At 66.0% G+C, this 23694-nt stretch carries 23 protein-coding genes; 9 read left to right on the top strand and 14 right to left on the bottom strand.

Annotated features, from left to right (window positions below):
* Positions 1–75 precede the first annotated feature (75 nt).
* Positions 76–768: an alpha/beta hydrolase gene (locus AC5P6E_RS08080; RefSeq protein ID WP_495230836.1), complete on the bottom strand. Its 693-nt coding sequence runs from the start codon at positions 766–768 to the stop codon at positions 76–78.
* A 98-nt stretch (positions 769–866) separates the two neighbouring features.
* Between AC5P6E_RS08080 and AC5P6E_RS08085 the strand changes: the two genes are divergently transcribed.
* The 7 genes from AC5P6E_RS08085 (at position 867) to AC5P6E_RS08115 (ending at position 5410) form a co-directional block, all read left to right on the top strand.
* On the top strand, positions 867–1799 hold the full coding sequence (locus AC5P6E_RS08085; RefSeq protein ID WP_495230837.1) for a cupin domain-containing protein: 933 nt from the start codon (positions 867–869) through the stop codon (positions 1797–1799).
* A gap of 70 nt (positions 1800–1869) precedes the next feature.
* The gene (gene hchA / locus AC5P6E_RS08090) at positions 1870–2742 is read left to right on the top strand and encodes a glyoxalase III HchA (protein ID WP_049434925.1); all 873 of its coding nucleotides are present in this window, start codon (positions 1870–1872) and stop codon (positions 2740–2742) included.
* A gap of 5 nt (positions 2743–2747) precedes the next feature.
* On the top strand, positions 2748–3452 hold the full coding sequence (locus AC5P6E_RS08095; RefSeq protein ID WP_019338354.1) for a PA1136 family autoinducer-binding transcriptional regulator: 705 nt from the start codon (positions 2748–2750) through the stop codon (positions 3450–3452).
* Between the two features lie 87 nt (positions 3453–3539).
* Positions 3540–3773 carry a hypothetical protein gene (locus AC5P6E_RS08100; protein WP_049434923.1) on the top strand — a complete coding sequence of 78 codons (234 nt, stop codon included), beginning with the start codon at positions 3540–3542 and terminating at the stop codon, positions 3771–3773.
* A 134-nt stretch (positions 3774–3907) separates the two neighbouring features.
* Positions 3908–4147 (top strand): hypothetical protein, encoded by a 240-nt coding sequence (locus tag AC5P6E_RS08105; RefSeq protein WP_224329210.1) that lies wholly within the window; start codon positions 3908–3910, stop codon positions 4145–4147.
* 24 nt (positions 4148–4171) lie between these two features.
* On the top strand, positions 4172–4417 hold the full coding sequence (locus AC5P6E_RS08110) for a hypothetical protein (RefSeq protein ID WP_049434921.1): 246 nt from the start codon (positions 4172–4174) through the stop codon (positions 4415–4417).
* 138 nt (positions 4418–4555) lie between these two features.
* Positions 4556–5410, top strand: a complete 855-nt coding sequence (locus AC5P6E_RS08115) for an endonuclease/exonuclease/phosphatase family protein (protein ID WP_272774475.1) — start codon at positions 4556–4558, stop codon at positions 5408–5410.
* Between the two features lie 19 nt (positions 5411–5429).
* On the opposite strand, the gene AC5P6E_RS08120 is transcribed toward AC5P6E_RS08115, so the two are convergent.
* Positions 5430–5693 (bottom strand): hypothetical protein, encoded by a 264-nt coding sequence (locus AC5P6E_RS08120; protein ID WP_010484415.1) that lies wholly within the window; start codon positions 5691–5693, stop codon positions 5430–5432.
* Between the two features lie 139 nt (positions 5694–5832).
* Here AC5P6E_RS08120 and AC5P6E_RS08125 point away from each other — a divergent pair, with 139 nt between their 5' ends.
* Positions 5833–6210, top strand: coding sequence for a VOC family protein (locus tag AC5P6E_RS08125; protein ID WP_054171485.1), 378 nt, complete (start codon positions 5833–5835; stop codon positions 6208–6210).
* A gap of 42 nt (positions 6211–6252) precedes the next feature.
* Here the strand turns inward: AC5P6E_RS08125 and AC5P6E_RS08130 are convergent, their stop codons facing one another.
* The 6 genes from AC5P6E_RS08130 to AC5P6E_RS08155 all read right to left on the bottom strand — a co-directional run bounded on the left by AC5P6E_RS08130 (position 6253) and on the right by AC5P6E_RS08155 (position 14062).
* Positions 6253–7674 carry an efflux transporter outer membrane subunit gene (locus AC5P6E_RS08130; protein WP_217015646.1) on the bottom strand — a complete coding sequence of 474 codons (1422 nt, stop codon included), beginning with the start codon at positions 7672–7674 and terminating at the stop codon, positions 6253–6255.
* Positions 7668–8405: an SDR family oxidoreductase gene (locus AC5P6E_RS08135; RefSeq protein WP_043399260.1), complete on the bottom strand. Its 738-nt coding sequence runs from the start codon at positions 8403–8405 to the stop codon at positions 7668–7670. Before AC5P6E_RS08135 ends, AC5P6E_RS08130 begins: the two co-directional genes overlap by 7 nt.
* Positions 8406–8469: 64 nt before the next feature.
* Positions 8470–11640, bottom strand: coding sequence for an efflux RND transporter permease subunit (locus AC5P6E_RS08140; RefSeq protein WP_043399257.1), 3171 nt, complete (start codon positions 11638–11640; stop codon positions 8470–8472).
* A 112-nt stretch (positions 11641–11752) separates the two neighbouring features.
* Positions 11753–12976, bottom strand: a complete 1224-nt coding sequence (locus AC5P6E_RS08145; RefSeq protein WP_071305809.1) for an efflux RND transporter periplasmic adaptor subunit — start codon at positions 12974–12976, stop codon at positions 11753–11755.
* A gap of 91 nt (positions 12977–13067) precedes the next feature.
* Positions 13068–13838, bottom strand: coding sequence for an SDR family NAD(P)-dependent oxidoreductase (locus tag AC5P6E_RS08150; protein ID WP_019338346.1), 771 nt, complete (start codon positions 13836–13838; stop codon positions 13068–13070).
* Complete coding sequence (locus AC5P6E_RS08155) at positions 13835–14062, bottom strand: hypothetical protein (RefSeq protein ID WP_010484401.1); 228 nt, start codon at positions 14060–14062, stop codon at positions 13835–13837. Before AC5P6E_RS08155 ends, AC5P6E_RS08150 begins: the two co-directional genes overlap by 4 nt.
* A 147-nt stretch (positions 14063–14209) precedes the next feature.
* Here AC5P6E_RS08155 and AC5P6E_RS08160 point away from each other — a divergent pair, with 147 nt between their 5' ends.
* On the top strand, positions 14210–15241 hold the full coding sequence (locus tag AC5P6E_RS08160; RefSeq protein WP_005409107.1) for a LysR family transcriptional regulator: 1032 nt from the start codon (positions 14210–14212) through the stop codon (positions 15239–15241).
* A 330-nt stretch (positions 15242–15571) separates the two neighbouring features.
* Here the strand turns inward: AC5P6E_RS08160 and AC5P6E_RS08165 are convergent, their stop codons facing one another.
* From AC5P6E_RS08165 to AC5P6E_RS08190, 6 genes are all read right to left on the bottom strand, one after another.
* Entirely contained in the window at positions 15572–16267 is a 696-nt protein-coding gene (locus AC5P6E_RS08165; protein ID WP_010484399.1) for a YiaD family glycine zipper/OmpA-like lipoprotein, read from the bottom strand.
* A 139-nt stretch (positions 16268–16406) separates the two neighbouring features.
* Entirely contained in the window at positions 16407–17822 is a 1416-nt protein-coding gene (locus AC5P6E_RS08170; RefSeq protein WP_029550839.1) for an FAD-binding domain-containing protein, read from the bottom strand.
* Positions 17823–17911: 89 nt separating this feature from the next.
* Positions 17912–18526 (bottom strand): inorganic diphosphatase, encoded by a 615-nt coding sequence (locus tag AC5P6E_RS08175; protein ID WP_019338344.1) that lies wholly within the window; start codon positions 18524–18526, stop codon positions 17912–17914.
* 10 nt (positions 18527–18536) lie between these two features.
* A complete protein-coding gene (locus AC5P6E_RS08180; protein WP_237707042.1) occupies positions 18537–19886 on the bottom strand; it encodes a purple acid phosphatase family protein in 1350 nt (449 codons plus the stop codon).
* Between the two features lie 14 nt (positions 19887–19900).
* A complete protein-coding gene (locus AC5P6E_RS08185) occupies positions 19901–21016 on the bottom strand; it encodes an NHL repeat-containing protein (RefSeq protein ID WP_019338342.1) in 1116 nt (371 codons plus the stop codon).
* Positions 21016–23529, bottom strand: coding sequence for a TonB-dependent receptor (locus AC5P6E_RS08190; RefSeq protein WP_425518223.1), 2514 nt, complete (start codon positions 23527–23529; stop codon positions 21016–21018). Before AC5P6E_RS08190 ends, AC5P6E_RS08185 begins: the two co-directional genes overlap by 1 nt.
* Positions 23530–23694: the final 165 nt, after the last annotated feature.

Consider the following 23694-nt stretch of genomic DNA (forward strand, 5'->3'; position numbering starts at 1 on the left):
CGCTAGGCGTGGCAGCATCACGGCAGCGGTGCTCTGGCCGGCCGGGACACCACCACCGCGGCAAGACCGGGAAACTCAGCCTTGTCCGTCGGACGCAGCTTCGGTGATCAGTTCGGCCACCGCTACCGGCTGCGATGCCAGCGATGCATGACTGGCATCCAGCGTGATGCTGGCACGTGGCTGCATGCGTGCCGCCATGCGCCGCTGGTTATCAGGGTGAATCATGTGGTCAGCGCTGGAGACCTGGTACCAGCTCGGCTTATGCCGCCACGCCGGAACACTGACGGCATCACCGAACGTGCTCGCCAGCGGCGCCTTCTGGGTGACCGCCATCACCCGCGCCTCGTCGGCCTGCAGGTCCTGGCAGAAACTCTCGTGGAATTTGCCGGGCTGCAGCCACAGGTAGCCGTCGCTGTCCGGCGCCAGATTGGCCGCCGCCTGCGGCAGCTGTTGCTGGGTGATGCCGCCAGGGCTCTCGCCCACATCCGGCGCGAACGCGGCGATGAAGACCAGGCCGGTCACGTTGGGTTCGTTTCCGGCTTCGGAGATCACCGCGCCACCATACGAATGGCCGACCAGCAGCACCGGCCCCGCAACCTGGCGGATCATGCGCCGGGTGCGCTCTGCGTCGTCGGCCAGCGACGTCAACGGCAGTTCCACGGCATGCAGATCGTGGAAGCCCCGGCGATCGAGCTCCAGGATCACCTTGGCCCAATGCGCGGCGCCGCCCCAGAAACCATGAACCAGAATGATGCTTGGCTTGCTCATCTTGCAGAACTCCTCACTTGGATGGGATCGTTGCCCGACAGCCATCAGCGCTGCCTGAAGCCACCCGACCAGACTACGGATCGCCCCTGCCAGCGGCGATGCACGGACTCCTGAAAACCATGCCAAGGCTCCACACCACCGAATCGCTTCAGGCCGGCTCCGACGCCTTGTTTGCGATCTTCCAGTCCTCGCGCATGCACGGCGGCGACATCACCCGCCACGTCGTGCAGCCCGGTGGGGCCCGCATCATTGCCGAGGGGCGCGGCTGCTTCCATTTCATCGAACAGGGCACGGCACGCCTGCATACGGATGCCACGGTGGTGCCACTGCAGACCGGCGAGCTGCTGTTGATGCCGCATGGCAGGACACATCGCATCGACTGTGCCGGCGACGCCCCGCAACCTGCCCATCTGACCACGGCGTCCTTTGGATTTGATGGCCCAGGCAGCCAGCTGCTGCTTGATGCCCTGCCCGGCTGGCTGCATGTTCCCGGGGTTGACCGGATGCCGAACGGATTTCCCGCCAGCTCAGCCGATTGGGTGGCGGTAACCCTGGGCGCAATCCAGGTTGAAGCGGCCCGGCCCACGCTGGGTAGTGGGCTGATGCTGTCACGCCTGCTCGACCTGTTGTTTGTCTGGACGCTGCGCTACTGGCTGGGAACCTCCAGCCCTCACAACTGCCAGCGTCTGCACGCACTGGCCGACCCATTGATCGGGCGGGCACTGGCGTTGATGCAGGCACACCCCGCACAGGCATGGACGGTCGAGTCTCTGGCGGCAAGCCTGAATCAGTCCCGCTCGAACTTCGCGCAGCGGTTCAGCCTGGCCACCGGCATGTCACCGATGCGTTATCTCGCTGGATCGCGATTGCAGCTGGCCGCGGAGCTGCTGCGCAGCGGAAACCGGCGGGTTTCGCAGATCGCCGGAGACGTCGGGTATCTCTCCGAGCCAGCATTCAGCCGTGCGTTCCGCCGTGCTTTCGGCATGAGCCCGAATGCCTGGCGCCAACAGATGGCAGCGTCGCGCGAATGAGGGGAAAACCCTCATCGCACGTACGCATCAGCCCTTCTATGCTGGCTCCACTACCCCACTGGAGGTCCGCATGAACACGCAAGAACCCAGCCGCCATCCCAGCCCCGATCCGGCCGAGCGCGACGCCTTCTTCCCGTCTCCGTACTCGCTGTCACAGTTCACGTCGGCGAAGAGCGACCTGTCCGGTGCCGACTATCCCGACGCGCGCCGCGACGGCCGCTGGAAGGTGCTGATGATCGCTGCGGACGAACGCTATCTGCCCACTGCCAACGGCCACCTGTTCTCCACCGGCAACCATCCGGTGGAAACCCTGCTGCCGATGTACCACCTGGACAAAGCCGGCTTCGACATCGATGTGGCCACGCTGTCCGGCAACGCCGCGAAGTTCGAGTGGTGGGCGTTCCCGCGCGAGGACAAGGAGATCGGCGGACTGTACGACCGCTACGAGGCCCGCTTCCGCCAGCCACTGCCGTTGGATGAGGTGGTGGCAGGCCTCGATGCCGCATCGGATTATGCAGCCGTGTTCATTCCCGGTGGCCATGGCGCCCTTATCGGATTGCCGCAGAGTCGCGCGGTAAAGGCAGCCCTGCGCTGGGCGATGGCCGAGCAACGCCACATCATCACCCTCTGCCATGGTCCGGCCGCGTTGCTGGCCGCAGGCGTCGACGAGGCCGACGGTGGTTCGCTGTTCCGCGGCTACCGCATCTGTGCCTTCCCCGATGCAATGGACCGGCAGACGCCGGAGATCGGCTACATGCCCGGGCAGCTGCCGTGGTTCTTCGGTGAACGCCTGGCGCAGCAGGGCGTGCAGATCGTCAATGACGGCATCGATGGCAGCGTGCTGCAGGACCGCCTGCTGCTGACCGGCGACAGCCCGCTGGCCGGCAATGCGCTGGGCAAGCTGGCCGCGCGCACGCTGCTCGACGCACTGGCCGGACGCTGACCGGGATGGGCGATCTGGTGCAGGCGTTGCTGGAACTGGAACGCGCTCGCTCACTGAGTGCGGTGGGCGCGGTACTGCGCAGCATCTCTGCACCGCTCGGCTACGACCGCGTGCTGGTGTTCGCCACCGGCACGGGGTTGGAGCGCGGTACCCAGCGCGTGTACTGGATCGAGGGCGACTGGTTCGGCGACGGCAGCAGTACCGACCTCGCGCGCTACCTGCACGCCTGTCCGGTCAATCGCCACGTGCTGGACAGTGACGCGCCGTTCTTCTGGAGCAAGCGCCAGGGCGTTCGCGGCGAACGCTATCAGGTGGTGAAGCAGCCTCGTGGTGAAGGCCTGCACGGCCTGCAGGTGCCGGTGTTCGGCACCACCGGCCTGGAAGGCGCGATCAGTTTTGCCGGGACAGCGATCGATGCATCGGCCAGCGCGCGGCTGCTGCTGGATGCTGCTGCAGCTGCAGCATTCCGTGCCGCACGCCGGCTTGCAGAGACACCCAGCGAACTTTCCGGAAGTACGTTGAGCACGCGCGAACGCGAGGTGCTGCGCTGGGTCGCCGCCGGCCGTCGCCAGGCGGAGATCGCGGCCACGCTGGGGCTGTCCGCACGTACGGTTGAAAACCATCTGCGTCGCGCGCGCCAGCGCCTAGGCGTGGCAACCACCGCGCAGGCAGTGCGTGCTGCCAGCCGCCGCGGTGAGATCGAAGACTGATCGCAGCAAGGCACTTCCGGCGGTCGGGTTCACGTGTTACACACGCCATGCGCATGTGCGCGATTGCAGAAAGCAAGGATGATGCTTATGAAACTGCAACTGGCCGCGATGGCCGCGTTGGTGGTGGCAACTGCAACCCTGGCTCCGGCGGCGGACGCCAATGCTGGGGGACCGAGAGAGAATGTTTCCTGTGTGCCTGTGAACGTGGACCGCAACCGCGTCCACCAGCACTGCACGGAAACCTACACCGATGAATTCGGCAACGTCTACACTGCCGAGTATTGGATCGACGAGTACGGCAACCCTTACCTGCGCGACTGAGCCGGGTGGGGAGTGCGCCGGACCGATCGCCGGGCCGGCGCGCATGCCGCAGCTGCCGCTCGGTCGCATGCGCTACCGGGGGTAGTTGCACGACACCGCGCAGATGCGCGATTGCAGACACAAGGATGATGCCGATGAAACTGCACCTGGCCGCGATGGCCACACTGGCCGTGGCCTTCGCGGGAATGATGTCGAGCGGCAACGCCAACGCCGGGGTAACCAGCCCACCCGGCAGCGTGACCCGCTGCGAACCCTTTGAAGTGGAGCGCTACCGGATCCACCAGCATTGCATCGTGACCATGCCCGATGCGGACGGGGAGATTTTCCTCACCGAGTACTGGATCGACGAATACGGCAATCCCTACTTGATGTAATCCTCATCGACAAGGAGCGTGGAAATGAGACTGCATAAAGGCATACCGGCATGTTCGCTTGCCACCGTGCTGGCCGTGTTGATGCTGGCCCCTGTCGCCAGCACAACGGCTGCCGAAGTCATCGAGGTCCAGGAAGAGTGCGTGCCCTTCCGCATCGCTGGCAACGTATTCCACCAGCGCTGCACGTCGTACGTGGTCTACGACAACGGTACCCGCGAAGCCACCGGTCATTACAACCGTGACGAGAACGGGATGATCTACGACCCCTGATCGCGTCCGCGCGATCCGCCGGGCGGCGCCTTCACCGCCCGCCCGGCATCTCCCAGCCGCCCATCCCGGCATACCGCTGCCCTCGCCTTCCATGGCATGCTTCGTGAAACCGTTTTCATGGAATGGAGGGATTCCACGATGTTGTCGCGTTTCCGTCGCCCTGCGCTGTCTGCGCTGCTGGCGCTTGCTCTGCCTGCCGTCGCCTGGGCTGCTGCACCGGCGCCGCTGAAAGTAATGTCGTTCAATGTCCGCACTCCGGCCGATACCGAACCGGGCAAGCGCTGGCCCGACCGTCGCGATGCCATGGTCAAGGTGATCCTCGACGCGCATCCGGCGGTGATCGGCACGCAGGAGCTGGTGAAGGAACAGGCCGACTACCTGTCAGGGCACCTGCCCGGCTACCGCTGGTTCGGTGAAGGCCGCCGCGGTGGCAGCGGCGATGAACACATGGGCGTGTTCTACGACAGCAAAGTGCTGGCCATCGAGGAATCCGGCAACTTCTGGTTGTCCGATACGCCCGATGTTCCCGGCAGCATCACCTGGGGCAACCTGTACCCGCGCATGGTCACCTGGGCCCTGTTCCGGCGCCTGGACGACGGCCGTCGCTTCTACTTCATGAATACCCACCTGCCCTACCGCAACGAGGACGAACCTCGCCGGGTGAAGGGTGCCGAGCTGATCGGCAAGCGCCTGGAAGCCCTGCCGGCCGACCTGCCGGTGGTGTTGACCGGTGACTTCAACAGCGAGCCAGGCGGTGACACCTACAAGGCGTTCACCCGCCTCCTGCAGGACACCCGTACCCAGGTGAAGGCTCCGCAGGGTCCGCGCCTGACCTTCCACGACTTCACCGGCAAGGCCACCGTGCAGCTGGACTGGGTGCTGGTGCGCGGCTTCCATGCGCGCAGCTTCCTTACCGATGATCGCCGCATCGATGGCGTGCTGCCGTCGGACCACTTCCCGTTGGTGGTCGAGCTGGACTGGCCGAAGCACTGATTCTCTGCGGCAGCCGTGGCTACGGCGGCGGCTGCCGCGACAACAGCCGGTACAACGCCTGGTGCTGGTTGCGCGCCTGGCAGATGCGGGCGCCGACGGCAAGGAACACGGCAACGCCGATCAGCCCGAGCCCCAGCATCGGATCGGGCAGCCGCAGGAAACCGATGGCTGCGGCCATCGTCGCCAACACCATCAGCACTACGACCGCTACCGACAGCCCTGCTCCAGGTGGTCCCGGATCACCAAACAGCATGCGCTGGGTATCGCGTTTGTCATCGCTCATCGCCTTCCCTCCTGGACTCTGCCCCACTAGTTACACCGCAGGCCCCGGTTCTGGCAGAGTCAGAAACGTCATGACTGTGACAACGTCCACAGCACGCGACGCGCTACCCTTCCTCCATTCCCAATCTGCGGAGGACGTCATGGCGCACCAGAGCCGTCTGGCCGGATTCATCATCGACTGCCAGGACACGCCCGCTGACGAAGGCGCACGCTTCTGGGCGGCCGCACTCGGCCTGCAGGCGCAGCCATCGTATGCCGAAGATGGCGCCGAGTACGCCGACCTGCAGGGCGCGCCCGCGGGCCTGAACGTGGAAGTACAGCGGGTCGCTCACCCATCGCGGGTGCACCTGGACATCGAGAGCGACGACATCGATGCCGAGGCAGATCGACTGGAAAAACTCGGCGCGCGCCGGATCGGCTTCGTCAAACGCTGGTGGGTAATGGAAGCACCGACCGGCCATCGCTTCTGCATCGTGCGCATGCGCGAGCGCGAGGTGCCTGCCAATCACTGGCCCTGAAAAAAAGAAAGGGACGGAAGCCACTGCTTCCGTCCCCTGCGGTTACTGCACCTGCGCCACACTCGGCGGCTGCGGTGATTGACCCCACCCCCCCAGCGCCTTGTACACGCCCACCACGCTGACGTTGACCTCGGACTCGGCGGCCGCCAACGCATCATCGGCCGCCAGCTGCGTGCGCTGCGCATCCAGCAGGGTCAGGAAGTCCTCCGAGCCCTCGCGGTAGCGGATCTGCGCCAGCGACTCAGCACGGCGTGCCGCCTGCGCCTGCTCGACCACGATCGCCAGCCGCGCCTGCTGCTTGGAATAGCGGGTCAGCGCGTTTTCGGTGTCTTCCAGTGCCAATAGCACGGCCTGCTCATACTGCGCAGCCACACCCTCGGCTTCAGCCTTGCTGGCACGCAGGCGTGCACGCACGGTGCCGAAGTCGAAGGCTGCCCAGCTCAGCGAAGGGGTCAGCGACCAGGCCTTGTTGTTGCCATTGACCAGGCCACTTGCATCGCCGCCGAGGAAGCCGACGAAACCGGACAGCGACAGCCGCGGGAACAGATCCGCAGTGGCCACGCCCACGCGTGCGGTCGCCGCCGCCAGGCGACGCTCGGCCACGCGCACGTCGGCGCGTTGGCGCAGCAGCTCGCGGGTATCGCCCAGCGGCAGTGCCTTGGCGAATGCCTGCACGTCATGCGGTGCAAGCATGGCGGTCAGCGTTTCCGGGCGCTGGCCCAGCAGCACCGCCAGCCGGTTACGCGACTGCGTCTCGGATACTTCCAGAAGCGGAATGTCGGCCTCGATCGCCTTCAGCCGCGCACGACTGCTCTGCACGTCCAGCTCACTGCCGGCGCCCAGCTCCCAGCGCGCCTCGGTCAGCTTCTGCGTATCGCGCAGGTTGACCAGCGTGTGCTGGGCCACCGCAATGCGCTTCTGCGTACCGCGCAGCTCGAAGTAGTTGCGCGCCACTTCGGCGGCGACCAGCACCTGCGCGTCGGCCAGATTGGCCTGCTCGGCGTCGAGGTCGGCGCGCGCGGCTTCTGCAGCACGGCGCTTGCGGCCGAACAGATCCAGCTCCCAGCCGGCGTCGAAGCCGAGCTGGTAGCTTTCACTGAACACCCGCTGCCCACCCAGCTGCGGATCGGGTTGCTTGCGGCGGTCGTAGCTGCCGCCTGCGGTGATGTGCGGGGCCTGGTCGAAACGGCTTTCGACGAACACCGCGCGGGCCTGGCTGACGCGGGCCACGGCCACGCGAAGATCCAGGTTGTCCGACAGTGCGCCATGCACCAGCTGTTCCAGCACCGGATCATCGAACTGCGCCCACCAGCTGGCGACCGGCGAGACGGTACTGAACACCGGCTGCTGTGCGCTCTGGAGGACCACCGGCTCCTGCATCGGAGCCTTGTAGTTCGGGCCGACGCTGACACAGCCTGCCAGCACCAGGCTGGAGACGGCCATCGCCAACGTGCGGATCACCATGGCAGCACCTCGCCCAGGTAGGTGAAGCTGCCACTGGCGCCGGATTCACCGATCAGCGCCATTTCCACGCTGGAACGTGCGCCTTCGCTGATTTCGATTTCGCCGTTGCCGCCGTTCATGTCGGTCTTCACGTAACCCGGATGCACGGTGTTGACCTTGATCGGGGTGTTGCGCAGTTCGTAGGCCAGGCTCAGGGTCCAGCTGTTCACCGCTGCCTTGGAGGCGTTGTAGGCCGGCACCTTGAAATCGTAGATACCCGACGCCGGGTCGGCGTGCAGGGTCTGCGAGCCGAGCATGCTCGACACGTTGACGATACGCCCGGACTTGGCCTGCTTGACCAGCGGCAGGAACGCCTGGGTGACCGCCACCAGTGCATACACGTTGGTGTCGAAGGTGCGCTTCCAGGTATCCAGCGACTGCTCCGACGGCGCCTGCGCCGGGTTTTCGATCATGATGCCGGCGTTGTTGACCAGGATGTCGAGGCGCCCATGGCGCTGGCGTACCTGTTCGACCGCTTCGGCGATGCTGGCTGCATCGGTCACGTCCAGCTGGATGGCTTCCACCGGCAGGCCCTCGGCCTGCAGCTTCAGTGCCAGTTCGACGGCGGTCTCGCGCTTGCGCCCGGCCAGCAGCGTGTGCACGCCGGCCTGCGCCAGCTGGCGCACGGTTTCCAGGCCGATGCCGCGGGTTGCGCCGGTGACCAGCGCGATCTTGTTCTGATGGGTGTTCATGGATTCTTGCCTTGTGAGGGGGAAGCCACCGCCGGCCAGTGACCGGCGGCGACGGGGTTCCATGTCAGTGGTGGATGGTCGGCTCGCCGTGCTGCACCAGCTGGCCACCACCGTTACGGGTGACGAACTTGCGCAGTGCCACGTAGAACACCGGGGTCAGGAACAGGCCGAACAGGGTCACGCCCAGCATGCCGGCGAACACGGTGATACCAGTCACCGAGCGCACCTCGGCACCTGCACCATGCGACAGCACCAGCGGCACGGTGCCGGCAATGAAGGCGATGGAGGTCATCACGATCGGGCGCAGACGCAGGCGGCAGGCTTCCAGTGCCGATTCAACGATGCCCTTGCCGCCCATTTCCAGCTCTCTGGCGAACTCGACGATCAGGATCGCGTTCTTGCACGCCAATCCCATCAGCACCACCAGGCCAACCTGCACGAACACGTTGTTGTCACCACCGGTCAACCACACGCCGAACAGCGCGGACAGCAGGGTCATCGGCACGATCAGGATCACCGCCAGCGGCAGCGACCAGCTCTCGTACAGCGCGGCCAGCACCAGGAAGGCCAGCATGATCGCCACCGGGAAGACGATGAAGGCCGCCTTGCCCTGGGTCGCCTGCTGGTAGCTCAGGTCGGTCCATTCGGTGGTCATGCCTACCGGCAGCACCTTGCCGGCGATCTCGGTCAGCTTGTTCATCGCCTCGGCGGAGGACAGCAGGCGCGGGTCGGCTTCACCGGCCAGGTCAGCCGCCGGATAGCCATTGAAGCGCAACACCGGGTCCGGGCCGAAGGTCTGCTTGATGGTGACCATCGAACCGATCGGCACCATCTCGCCGCGGTCGTTGCGGGTGCGCAGCTTGCCGATGTCCTCGACCGTCTCGCGGTACGGACCGTCGGCCTGGGCGATCACCTGCCAGGTACGGCCGAACTGGTTGAAGTCGTTGACGTAGGCCGAACCGAGGTAGGTCTGCAGGGTGTCGAACAGTTCGGTGAGCTGCACGCCCTGTGCCTTGGCCTTGACGCGGTCGACCTCGGCATCCAGCTGCGGCACATTGGCCTGGTAGCTGGAAATCGGGAAGGCCATGCCCGGCGTCTGCGCCACGGTGCCCTGCATCGCCTGCACGGCATTCTGCAGCGCGCCGTAACCCAGGTTGCCCCGGTCCTCGATGAACATCTGGTAGCCGTTGCCGTTGCCCAGGCCGAGGATCGGCGGCGGCATCATCGCGAAGGCGAAGCCTTCCTGCAGCCCGGCGATCTTCTGGTTGATCTCGGCGTTGATCTGCGCGGCGGTGCGGCCATGGCGCTCGGCGAACGGCTTGAGCGGAATGAACGCCACACCAGTGTTCGGCGTGTTGGTGAACTGCAGCGCGTTCAAGCCCGGGAACGAGATGGTGTGGGCCACGCCATCGGTTTCCTGGGCGATCTTGGCGACCTTGCGCAACATTTCATCGGTACGCGCGATCGAGGAGCCTTCCGGCAGCTTCACACCCGCGATCAGGTACAGCTTGTCCTGGGTCGGGATGAAGCCCGGCGGCACCAGCTTGAAGATCACGCCGGTACCGACCAGCAGGATCGCGTAGACCACGAACACCGCACCGCGACGGCCGAGGATGCGGGCCACGCCACGCTCGTACTTCTCCGAGCTGGACTTGAAGAAGCGGTTGAACGGACGGAACACCCAACCGAACAGGCGGTCGATCAGGCGGCTCGGGCCGTCCTTCGGGGCACCGTGGGCCTTCAGCAGGCGCGCGGCGAGGGCCGGCGACAGGGTCAGCGAGTTGATCGCCGAGATCACCGTGGAAATGGCGATGGTGACCGCGAACTGCTTGTAGAACTGGCCGGTGACACCGGACAGGAACGCCATCGGCACGAACACGGCGCACAGCACCAGCGCGATCGCCACGATCGGGCCGGAGACCTCGCGCATGGCCTGGTGGGCCGCTGCGGTGGGCGACAGCCCTTCCTCGATGTTGCGTTCGACGTTCTCCACCACCACGATCGCGTCGTCGACCACGATGCCGATCGCCAGCACCAGGCCGAACAGGCTCAGCGTGTTGATCGAGAAGCCCAGCAGGTACAGCGCGGCAAAGGTACCCACCACCGACACCGGCACCGCGATCAACGGGATGATCGAGGCACGCCAGGTCTGCAGGAACAGGATCACCACCAGCACTACCAGGGCGATGGCTTCCAGCAGCGTGGAGACCACGGCCTTGATCGAGTCACGCACGAAGATGGTGGTGTCATACACCGCTTCGTACTTCACGTCGGCCGGCATGGTCTTCTGCATCTCGTCCATCGTCGAGATGACCTGGTCGCGGATTTCCAGCGCGTTCGCACCCGGCGACTGGAAGATACCGATACCGACCGCGTTCTTGCCGTCCAGCTGCGAGCGCAGGGTGTAGTCTCCCGCACCCAGCTCCAGGCGGGCCACGTCGGACAGGCGCACGATCTCGCCATCGGTGCCGCTCTTGAGCACGATGTCGCCGAACTCCTTTTCGGTCTTCAGCCGGCCCTGGGCATTGATCAGGGTCAGGAACTTGCTGTCCGGCAGCGGTTCGGCGCCGAGCTGGCCGGCCGACACCTGCACGTTCTGCTCGCGCATGGCGCGCACCACGTCGCTGGCAGTCAGGCCGCGCGAAGCCACCTTGTCCGGATCCAGCCAGGCGCGCATGGCGTAGTCGCCGCCGCCGAAGATCTGCGCATCACCGACGCCCGGAATGCGCGCCAGCGCATCCTTGACGTGCAGGCGGGCGTAGTTGCGCAGGTACAGGGTGTCGTACTTGCCTTGCGGGGAGGTCAGGTGCACCACCATCAGGAAGGTCGGCGACTGCTTCTGCGTGGTCACGCCCTGCCGGCGCACGTCCTCGGGCAGGCGCGCCTGCGCCTGCGCCACGCGGTTCTGCACCTTCACCGCCGCTGCGTCCGGGTCGGTGCCCGGGCGGAAGGTGACGGTCATCTGCAACACGCCGTCCGAGCCGGCCACCGACTTCAGGTACATCATGCCCTCGACGCCGTTGATCGCTTCTTCAAGCGGCGTGGCGACGGTCTCGGCAATGACCTTGGGGTTGGCGCCCGGATACACCGTGCGCACGACCACCGACGGCGGCACCACTTCCGGGTACTCGCTGATCGGCAGGATTGGAATCGTGATCAGGCCTGCGGCGAAGATCACGATCGACAGCACCGCCGCGAAGATCGGCCTGTCGATGAAGAAACGGGAAAAGTCCATGGAGGAATTCCTGGGAAAGGCATTCGGCGGGCAACAGCCGCCCTGCCCCTCGTCACGTTGACGAAGGCAGGAACGGCTGCCGCTGGCGCCGGCAGCTAAGCGGGGACGCGGATCAGTGCTTCAGGGCGGCGGTGGCATCGCGGCCCGGTGCCGGCGCCGGCTGTGGCTGCATCGCCACCGCCTTGGCCTGCACCGGCATGCCCGGCATGAAGACCTTCTGCACGCCGTCGATGATCACCTTGTCGCCCGCGGCCAGGCCGTGTTCGACAATGCGCAGGCCATCAGCGGTGCGACCGAGCTGGATGTCGCGGCGCTGGGCCTTGCCATCCTTGTCGACCACGTACACATACTTGCGGTCCTGGTCGGTCAGCACGGCCTTGTCGTCGATCAGCAGGGCCTGGAACTGGCCGCTGCCGAGCAGCTGCACGCGGGCGAACAGGCCCGGCGTGAACTGGCGGTCGGCGTTGTCCAGCAGTGCGCGGACGCGGATGGTGCCGGTGCTGCGGGCGACCTGGTTGTCGAGGAAGTCGACCTTGCCCGCGTGCGGGTAACCCTCCTCACCGGACAGACCGACCTTCACCGGAAGTTCGCTGTCACGCTCGCTCGGACGCTCGCCCTTGCGTGCCATCTGCGCGTAACGCAGGAAGGTGCTTTCGTCGGCATCGAAGTAGACGAACACCGTGTCCAGCGAGACCAGCGTGGTCAGCACGCTGGCACTGTCGCCGGCGGTGACCAGGTTGCCAGCGGTGACCATCGCGCGGCCGGCACGGCCGTCGATCGGTGCACGCACCTTGGTGAACTCCAGGTTGAGCCGGGCCGCGTCCAGCGCCGCCTGCGCGGCCTGCACGGCGGCACCGGACTGGTCGGCGGCCGCGCGACGCTGTTCGGCCGTCTCGGTGGAAATGGCCTGCTGTTCGGACAGTCGCTTGGCACGCTCGGACTCGCTGCGGGCCAGCGTGGCCTGGGTGCGGGCACGCGCCAGTTCGGCGGCGGCGCGATCGTACTCGGCCTGGTAGCTGCGCGCGTCGATGGTGAAGAGCACTTCGCCCTTCTTCACTTCCTGGCCTTCGACGTAGTTGACCTTGTCGATGTAGCCGGACACGCGCGGACGCAGTTCAACGCTCTGTACCGCTTCGACGCGGCCGCTGAATTCGTCCCACTGGCTGACCTGCTTGACCAGCACCGGCGCTGCGCTGACCTGCGGCGGAGGCGGTGCACCGGCTTCTTCGGCATGGCCGCCGCTGCAGGCCGCCAGCACGGCCGCGGCGAGGATCGACACGCCGACCATCGCGATGCGATGGCCGAAACGATGTGGGGTGGTATTGGGGGAAGTCATGGCATGCATCCGTACGGAGGGGTGGTACAGCTAGATGAGAACGTGTTGCAAAAATCGGCGCCGCATACTGCGACCTCAACCATGGTCGAGGTCAAGCGACGCCTGCGGTATCGCGCCACAAAGGGGGAACTTCCAAGTGCAGCAGGCCACGCGGCAGCTCGGCATCGCTGCTGTCACAGCGGACGATGGCGCGGTTGTCGCGGCAACCATCCAGCAGCGAGACCACGCGACGGCCGACCAGCAGCGAGCTGGGCCACTCGATGCAGGCATTGGCCGCGTTGGCCGGGGTACAGACGGGGCTGCAGACTTCCAGCATCTGCGCGCGCACGCCCAGCGCCTGCGCTTCCTGGTGCACCACCTGCGCGTACATGCGCAGCGCGGCGGTGGTAATCGAGGTCTCGCCGTAGCCCGCCCACGGCTTGGCGTTGGCCGGGCTGCCGATCATCACGTAGCGTCGTGCGTGCACGTTGTCCTGCAGCAGCGGCAGCAGGTGACGCACCGCGTGCACGTGCGGCATCAGGTCGGCCTGCATCGCGCCCAGCAGTTCATCGCCGTTGCGGTCGGTCACCCGGCCGCGACGATAAGGACCACCCATTGCGGCGATCACGGCGGCCAGCGGACGCGGGCGATGCGCGATGCGTTCGGCCAGTGCGCGCGCCGAGCCGTCATCGCTGAGCGAACCCAGCAGCGTCTCCAGGCCGGGCTCGTCGGCGAACTGCTCATGCAGCGCCGCCAGCCGGCCCGGATCGCGACCGACCACCAGCACCGGGCTGCCGGCTTCCAGCAATGCGCCAACCACGCCCTGGCCGACGGCACCGGTGCCGCCGAGGACCAGGACTTCGGGCGTCAGCATCCCATTCACGGGACATTTCCTCCCAAATCCGGGATAGTCCCGATTCGACGCAGCCGGTCGCCCTTGTGCGGGACCAGACGGATGGCACCGCCACGCTGCTGACGCATGGGCGCGGTAAACTCACGAAAGTCCTTGTGTACCAAGGAACTCGGGCGGACTTCAACGGTCATTGCCAGGTCCAGGCTGCTCTGGCCGGCGTTCCGGAGACGGGCAAGAATGTTGCGCAGGCTCATGGCGGACGGGCTCCAATTAACGAATGGCGCCACGATAGACCTCAAACCTTTACTTGATTAGTCCTGATTAAGGGGAATAATCATCCCGCTCCCGGTCCAATCGTTCTGTCACGATTGTCCCATCCCCGACGTCCAGGATCCCAGACCATGTCCCACGATCTCAACGAGACGCTGATCTTCGTCAAAGTGGTCGAGCAAGGCAGCTTCATTGCCGCTGCCAAATCGCTCGGCCTGCCCAAGACCACGGTCAGCCGCAAGGTGCAGGAACTGGAGACGCGCCTGGGTGCGCGCCTGCTGCACCGGACCACGCGCCGCCTCGGCCTGACCGAAGCCGGTTCGATCTATCACGAACATTGCCAACGCATCGCACGCGAGCTTGAAGAAGCCGAGAGCGCAGTGAGCCAGTTGCAGTCCGGGCCGCGTGGCTGGCTGCGCTTCACTGTGCCTTACTCGATCGGCATCACCTGGATTGCGCCGCTGCTGGGCCAGTTCCATGCGCAGTATCCAGAGATCCGCCTGGACATGCATATGGGCAACGAGAAGCTGGACCTGATTGCCGGCGAAGCCGATCTGGCGCTGCGCGTGGGTGCCCTGCCCGATTCCAATCTGGTCGCGCGCAAGCTCGGCAGCCTGCGCACGCAGGTGTTCGCCAGCCCAGCCTACATCGAACGTTATGGCGAGCCGCTGCATCCGGAAGAATTGCAGTTCCATCGCATCCTGGCGATGCGCAAGCCGTACCACACCGGCAACTCGCCGCGCTTCACCTGGCAGCTGGGCGAGAACGGCGGCGAGCTGCGCGACTTCCCTGTTACCCCGCTGATGACCGCAAACGACATGTCTGCGCTCAATGGTGCGCTGGTGTGCGGCGAAGGCCTGCTGCTGACCGGCGACGTGATGGCCAAGCCGTTCGTTGAATCGGGCATGGTGCGCCGCGTGCTGGCCGGCTGGACCGGCCCGGAAGTGGACTTCAACGCCGTGTTCGCCGGTGGCCGCCTGGTCTCGCCGAAGGTGCGTGCGTTCGTCGACTTCCTGGTCGAGAAGCTCAACTTCGACGCCAACTACATGCTGGCGCAATGCCCGGGCGCGAAGCTGGCACAGCAGCAGAAAGAAAAGGAAGACGCTGCGCTGGAAAGCAGCGGCAAGCGGATCCTGGAGAAGGTGGCCGCTTCGGCGGCATGACCGAGGGTATCCACGCGTGGCGTGGATCTACCCGGGCGCGCGATGCCGCTTTCTGTAGCGTCGAAGGTAGCGGCAGGAGCCGCTACCAACGTCGCTTGCGACGGCCCGACGGGTGCCGGTCAGGACGACCGGCATAGCCATGCTCGACTGCCTTTCGAACGGCGCCGACCAAAGTTGGCATCTACCAGAAGAGGTAGCCGAGCGTGGCTCGGCTCTACAGGCGCTATCGGCGTGCCGAGCAATGCTCGGCACCCACAAAAATGCCGCCTGCAAGGGCGGCATTTTCGTTCCGGCCGATGGCCGGAACGGCTCAAGCAGTAACGCGTAGCGTTACTGCTTGAGCGGAATCACACGGATTTCGACACGGCGGTTCTTGGCGCGGCCGGCGTCGGTGCTGTTGTCGGCAATCGGGTACGACTTGCCGGCGCCCAGCGTTTCGATACGCACGCTCTGCACGCCCTGGCCGATCAGGTACTGCGCGACCGAGTCGGCACGTTCCTTCGACAGGCGGTTGTTGACCGCGTCGCTGCCGATGCTGTCGGTGTGGCCGACCACTTCGATCATGGTCTGGTTGTAGTCACGCAGGGTGCCTGCCACGCCGTTGAGCGAACCATAGAACTGCGGCTTCAGGGTCGACTTGCCGAAATCGAAGGTGATGCCGTCCGGCAGGTTCAGCATGATGTTGTCGCCCTGGCGCTGCACATCGATGCCGGTATTGGCGGTGCGCTCGCGCAGTGCGCGTTCCTGGCGATCCTGGTACTGGCCGACCGCGGCGCCGCTGAGCGCGCCGATACCAGCACCAATCAGGGCATGCTGGCGGCGCTCGGTGGCGCTGTCGCCGGTCAGCAGGCCGGCGGCCACGCCGATGGCGGTACCGATCAGGGCGTTGCGGCCGGTGCGGTTCTGCTGCTCGGTCGGGTTGCCGTACTGGTCACTCTGTACGTAGGAGCCGCCGGTGGCGCAGGCCGACAGGACGGCCGCACTCATCAGGGCCAATGCGACGTTGCGGGTGGTGTTGCGGATCATGAGGTTCTCCTTGGTTTCCGGTCGGCCGGCGGCCTGCGGGCGCAAAGAGAATAAACAGCCCGATGCGATGCCGGAATGATGATCGGGCACGCCGACAGGGCCGCGTTCAGCTAACTGACCGGATCACTCAACCCGCACTTTACCCCGCTCCTGACTGCCGGTAGGCAGCCAGCGCGGCATCGCGGCCAGCCGCCAGATCCACCAGCGGCGTACGCGGATAGCCCGGGGCATGCGCCGCCAGCAGCAGCGGATGCTGCCACGGCGCGAAGCGCGCCTTCACCGGCAGCGCCGCCAGTTCGGGCACCCAGCGGCTGATGTAGCGGGCCTGCGGGTCGAACTTCTCGGCCTGGGTGACTGGGTTGAACACACGGAAGTACGGCGCGGCATCGGCACCGGTCCCAGCCACCCATTGCCAGCCCATCGTGTTGTTGGCCAGGTCGGCATCGACCAGGGTGTCCCAGAACCAGCGTGCGCCATGCAGCCAGTGCGCGCGCAGGTGCTTGCACAGATAGCTGGCCACGATCATCCGCACCCGGTTGTGCATGTAACCGGTGTGCCACAGCTCGCGCAGGCCGGCGTCGACGATCGGCACACCGGTGTGGCCGCGCTGCCAGTCGTGCAGCTGCGCTGCACTCGGTTTGGCCCACGGGAAACGGTCAAAACGCGGATTGAGGTTGTCAGTCGGCGTCTTCGGGAAGTGATGCAGCAGGTGGTAAGCGAAGTCACGCCAGCCCAGTTGCCGCAGATAGCCGTCGATGTCGGCGTCAGTGCCCGCACTGCGCAGGCCTTCCAGCGCATGGGCAATACGCCACGGCGCGATCTCGCCGAAATGCAGGTGCGGCGACATTCGCGAGGTGCCCACGCGATCCGGCAGGTCGCGCTGCTCACGGTAACCGCGCAACGCGCCATCCTCAAACACCGACAGCGCCTCCAGCGCACCGGCTTCGCCCGGCTGCCAGTGCTCCCAGAAGCCGGTATCCCAGTCCAGCGTCGGTGCCAGCTGGAGATCATCCAGTGCGAGGCTGTCGACCGCGTGTGCCGCCAGTGCCTTTGGTGCGGCCTGCAGCGAAGGCAGGCGCCAATGACTGAGTACGTTGCGCCAGTACGGCGTGAATACCTTGTACGGCTGTCCCTGCTGGGTCGCGATATCCCACGGCTCGAAAAGCAGGCTGCCATTGCAGCTCTGCGCGTCGATGCCCTGCTCGCGCAGCGTGCGTTTGACAGTCGCGTCGCGTGGCTGGGTGGCCGGTTCGTACTTGCGGTTCCAGTACACGGCTTCTGCGCCGGTCTGTTCGATCAGGGCCCGCAGGGCCGGCAGGCTGTCACCACTGCGCAGCACCAGCGAGGAACCCCGGGCGCGCAGGTCGGTATCCAATGCCGCCAGGGAACGGTGCCGCCACGCATCGGAGGCGGCACCCGGCGCCCACTCGCCTTCTTCGTGCGGCGCATGGATGTAGACCGGCACCACGTCGTGACCGGCATCCAGCGCGGCCTGCAGGGCCGGATTGTCCTGCAGCCGCAGGTCACGGCGGAACCATACCAACGCTACCGACACATGCACCGCCTTCATTGTGGAAGGCGCACATGATAGCCAGCGGCGGTGAAGGAGATGCGCGCGCCCGGCCATCCACGCGTGGCGTGGGTCTACTGCTTGAATCGCTCCATCGCTTCACTGATCAGCGCGCGCGCCTCGGCGGCGTTGCCCCATCCGTTGAGCTGTACCGGGTTGCGCCCCGCCGGCAGGTCCTTGTAGACCCGGAAGAAGGCCTCGATGCGCTGCCGTTCGACCTCTGGCAGATCGGCCAGATCGCGGATGTTGGCGTAGCTCGGATCAACCTTGTCGGTCGGCACGCCGATGATCTTCTCGTCGTGCTCGCCGCCGTCGATCATCTTCAGGTAGCCGATCGGCCGGAAGCGCACGATCACGCCCGGATGCAGCGGTTCGCGGGTCAGCACCAGTGCATCCAGCGGATCGTTGTCACCGGCCAGGGTGCGCGGCATCGAACCGTAGTTGGCCGGATAGGCGACCGGCATCGACTGGAAACGGTCCACATGGACCAGGCCATCGTCCTTGATCTCGTACTTGGTGAAGCTGCCGGCCGGAATCTCCACCGCCAGATTCACCTCCTGCGGGGCCTGCTTCGGCTGCGCCACCAGGAACGGATGCAGCACGGTATCGGCGGCGGTCACTGCACTGGCCAGCAACAGCAGGGCGGCGCCGATGGCAGCGAGCGGAAGGATGCGACGGGGCGTGGTCATCGGTGCGTCCTCATTCCCAGCAGCGGTCGGCACGACCCTTGGCGGTCTGCGCGCGCGGGCAGCCGCGTGGCATGATGCGGCCTTCGGTCAGCTCCGTGCGCTGCTTGCCACCCTTGGCATCACGGCGCAGTTCGAAGGCATCGTAGAGACGGCCGGTCACGGTGCGCGCTTCATAGCGCAGGTGCTGCGGGTCGATGTTCAACACCTGGAACAACTGGGTGTCCTCAGCCACCGGGTCCATCGTCCTGCGCGCTTCGTCGGAAAGGCGATACTGCTTCGGCCCCGCCACGGTGACCACATACTGCGGCGTCGCGGCCTGCCCTTCACCACGGCGACCATAGGTGTGATCGTGGCCCTGCAGCACCAGGTCGACGTTGTGGCGGCGTACCACCGGCAGCAGCAGGTCACGCAACGCGGCGTTCTCGCGTCCTTCGCGCGGCGAGTAGAACGGCTGGTGCAGCAGCACGATGGTCCACGGCTGCGGATTGCCGCCCAGTACCTTGTCCAGCCACTGTGCCTGTGCCTTGGCGGTGCCCAGGTCGAGTGCCGAAGTGCCATCGACCACGGCCACGCGCACGCCCTGCGCATCGAACCAGTAGCTGGTCTGCTGTGCGGCGCTGGCGCCATTGCCCGGCAGCGCGAACGTCACCGGCCAATGCTTGCCCAGCACGCGGCGTTCCTGCGGGGTGTCCTCGAACTCCTCGAAATACTCGTGGTTGCCGATGGCCGGGGCCACCAGCGTTTCCTGCGCCAGCCAGCTGGTAGCAGCAAACCACTCTCCCCACTCGCTGTCATCCATGTTGTCGCCGCCGCTGACCAGGTCGCCGGCAAACAGGCTCATGCGTGCCTGCGGTGCGGCCTTCTGCGCGGCACGCACTACCCGGCTGACATGGCTGACGTTCTTGTTCTGGGTATCGCCGAAGTACAGCAGGGTCAGTGGCTGGTCGGCGGCGGCCAGCGTGCGCAACTGGTTCCAGGCGCTCCAACTGCCATTGCCCTGCACGCGGTAGACGTACTGGGTATCCGGCTGCAGGCCGCTGATGTCGGCGCGATGATGATGCGACAGACCGTTCTCGGTCTGCAGCGCACGGGTCGTTGCGCGCACCTGGCGGATGCCCTCGATGGCCGGTGAATCAGCGGCCAGGGCGATTTCCAGCAGCGGTGCCTGCACGCTGCCATCGGTACGCCAGGCGACAGCGAATCCATGGCTGGGATCGACCGCCGGCGAGGCGACGATGCGGTCAGGCACCGTCGTTGCTGCGTAGTGGCGGCTACCCGCCGGCACCTGAGTATTCGGTTCGGCCGCTGCGAACGACAGTGACGGCAACGCCAGCAGCAAGCCCAGCGCCAGCGTGCGCATCACGCAGTGCCCGCTCATGCGCCACACTCCAGCGGCAGCGCCAGCTGCTTGGCGATGCTCTCCCAGTCGAACGCCACCACGCCCTGGTCATCGTGCACGGCATAGAGCGCACCGTGCGGGAAGCGCGCGCTGGGTTGCTGCATCATCCAGATACCATCAGTGTTGGCCACGGTATTGCCCTGGAACGCGCCGACCGGCTTCAGCGTGTGCCGGTCGAACAGGTGGAACACGCTGCGCTGCTTGCCCTGTTCGGTGGTGATCCACCAGCCATCCTTGCCGCAGGTGCGCAGGGTCACGCCTTCGGCCTGGGCCTTGAACACGTCGCGGCCGAAGGTGGTACCGGTGAAGCGACCTGACAGGGTGTAGACCTTGAACTCGCTGGCGTAGCTCTCGTCCTCTTCGGCAATCAGCAGGCGGTCGTTGTCCGGGTCGCCCCAGATCGACTCGACCACGCGCAGTGCTCCCGCCTCGGTGGTATCGCCGATGCTCGCCACCAGCTTCGCCTCGACCTTCGCACCGTCACGGGTCACGTGGTACTGGCGCACGCGCTTATCCAGTTCGGCCAGCGGCGGCAGGATGTCATTCCCCTGCGCATCCTCGCCGTTGTCCCAGGAGTCGGTGACGTAGACGCTGTAGCCATCGGCACGGCGGTCGACCCACAGCCCATACGGCTTGCGCAGGTCGTCCGCAGCGAACGTCGCCAGCGGTGCGAAGTCCGGCAGGCTCAGTACCTGCACGCGGTGATTGTCGCGCTCCACAATCCACAGCAGGTCGTCGGTCACCGCGATGCCGTTTGGGCGGTCGAACTGCCCCGGTGCGGTACCGCTGCTGCCGACGTCACGCAGGTGCTGCCCGGTGCTGCCGTCGTAGACCACCAGCTTGTCGGTGGCCTTGGCGGTGGCGATCAGCCACAGCGCGCCGTCCGGCGCGCGCCAGGCCGCCGGCGAGTCGATGTTGTCGGCCGGGGTCATTGGTGACAGGAAGGCTTCGGCGATGGTGGTCACCACGCGCTCGCCACTGGCGGCCGGCGCGGCCGCTCCCGCAACCGGATCGTTGCCGGTGGCCGGCGTGCAGCCAGCAACCAGCGTGGCGGCCAGCGCCGCGGCCAGGACAGCAATGCCACGCCCCATCACAGCGCCACCTTCAGGCCCAGCGCATAGGTGCGGCCGTACTCTTCCATCTGCAGGGTGCGCGAACGGGTGCCCTGGTACAGCTCCAATGGCTTGTCCAGCAGGTTCTGCGCTTCGAAGTACACGCTCACGCGCGGGGTGAACTTGTAGTCCAGCGAGAAATCGAGCTGGGTGTTGGGTGCCACGTAGATGTCGAATGCGCGCCCCTTGCCGATGCTGTCCAGGTACTCGCTGCGGTACACGGCCGCCAGGCGCGTGCTTACACCGTACTTTTCATAGCCGATGTGTGCGCTGTAGACATGCTTGGAAGCGCGCGGCAGCGTGAAGTCCTCGCCCGCACGGTCCTTGATGCCGGCGTCGAACTTGGTATCCAGCCAGGTGCCACTGGCACCGACCAGCAGGCCATCCAGGCCCTCCGGCAGGAAGGCCAGCTGCTGCTGCCAGTTGAACTCGGCACCGCGCACGGTGGCCTTGCGGCCGTTGATCGGCTGGGTCACGTCCAGGCCGCCGTAGGCCGGATCATTGGTGCGCACGGTCTCCACGATGTAGCCATCGATCGACTTGTGGAACAGGCCCAGCGAGACGATGCCGCTGCTGCCGATGTACTTCTCCACCGACAGGTCGATGTTCTTCGACTCGTACGGGTCCAGTTCCGGATTGCCCAGGCGCACTTCCTCGTCACCGCGGCTGTAGCCCACGCGCGGTGAAATGTCACCGAACGAGGGGCGCGATACGGTCTTGTTGGCCGAGGCGCGCAGCACCCAGTCATCGGCCGCGTCATAGCGCAGGTGCAGGCCCGGCAGCACGTTGGTGTAGCTGCTGTTGGCCACGCGCGGGGTGACGGTGAAGCTGCGGCCGTTGGCGGCCACGTCCACCTGGTTGCCGACTGCCTTGAACTGGGTGTTTTCCACGCGAACACCGCCGATGATGCGCAGCGCGCCCACATCCCAGGTGCCCATCGCGTAGCTGGCGAAGATGTCCTCGCTGGCCACGTAGTCTTCTTCCAGCGAGGTCATCGCGTTGCCGCCGATGTCCTGGGGGCGGGCGCTGTACTGGGTGCCATTGGCCGCCCAGAACGCGCGCATCGCGGCCGAATCCATGCCATCACCCAGGTTGCCGTGGCGGTGTTCGGGCGAGGAGGTGCTCCAGCTCGACAGCGCCACCTTCGGGCCGACACGCAGTTCGCGCTCATCCACATTGACGTCGCGGTCGCGCCAGCGGCCCAGCAGGCCGAATTTGATGCTGCTGCTGTCGCCGTCGAAGCGCACGTTGACCTGCGCGCTGTGCTCCTTGTCGTTCACCTGCTTGGGCGAAAGCACGAAGCGGTCGAACGCGTAGTTGCTGTTGTCCAGCCACTGCGGATTGTCGAAGCTGTAGCTGGGCAGGCGGCTGCTCTGGTCCAAGGTGCCGTTGAAGGCCTTGCCGTTGAGCTTGAAGCGCGCCTCCATCTCGTCATTCACGCGCTCTTCGGTACGGGTGTAGCCAACCCTGTAGTCGACCACGGCGTTGGTCAGCTTGTTCTCGCCACCCAGGCTGGCCGCGAAGGTGTTTTCCTTCTTGGTGCGGTAGCGCATGCGCTTGTCGATGGAATCCTTCGGCATGCCATCCAGGCGGTACTGGTCGGTGCCGGTCTTGACCATCTTGGCGTCGTCGAAGTTGAAGATCACACGCTGGCGGGTTTCGGCATCGTCGAACTGGCTGTACAGCGTGCGCAGGTAGTACTTGCTGTCTTCGTTCGGGCGCCAGTCGAGGTTGAGGTTGGCGCCGATGCGCTTGCGCTCGATCTCGTACTTGCGGTGCTGCAGGTTGATCGCGGTGACGTCGCCAGGTGCGGCGTCATCCTCGCCGTCATACTCCACTTCGGTGTTGTCCGACTCGAACTTCCGCTTCTGGTAGTTCACGCCCAGGGCCACGCCGAAGGTGTCGTTGAACACTTCGCTGTAGTTGAAGGCGGCCTTGGGGCTGGTCTCGCCGGACAACTGCTGGTGGCTGCCTTCGATCTTGCCACGCAGGCTGCGACCGTCGCGGTCGAAGGCCGAGGCCGATTCCACCAGCACGGCGCCGCCGATGGCATCACCGGGCATGTCCGGGGTCGGCGACTTGACCACGCGCAGGCGTTCGGTGGAGTCGGACGGGATCACGTCCAGCGGCGCGGCACGGCTGGAATCCTCCGGCGTGCCCACGGCGATGCCATCCACGCTGACGCTGTTGAGATTGGCATCCAGGCCACGAATGACCACGAAGCGGCCCTCGCCCTGGTCGCGGGTGACGCTGATGCCCGGCAGTCGCTGCAGCGACTCGGCCACGTTCTTGTCCGGGTACTGGCCCAGGGCATCGGAGGACACCGCGTCTTCGATGGCGTCGCTGCTGCGCTTGAGGTCGACCGCGCGGATCTGCGATTCGAGCTGGGCGCGCACTTCGATGCGGTCCAGGTCGACCGCGTCGGCAGCCACGGCGCCGGTGGCGGCTACCGCCTGCTGCCCGGCTGCCTGCAGCGGTGCTGCGGCCCCCATCGCCAGGGTCAGGGTGATGGCAACGGCCAACGGAGTCTTGATATGCACTGGGAATCCCCATTCCTGTTAAGAATGGGTCTGCACGGTATGTCCGCAAGGTTGCATGGCCGTGACATGCATCTGCACATTTCATGTACGGCGGCTCCGGCCCGGTTTGGGATTCGA

The organism is Stenotrophomonas sp. YJH_SMC_16, assembly GCF_059367875.1.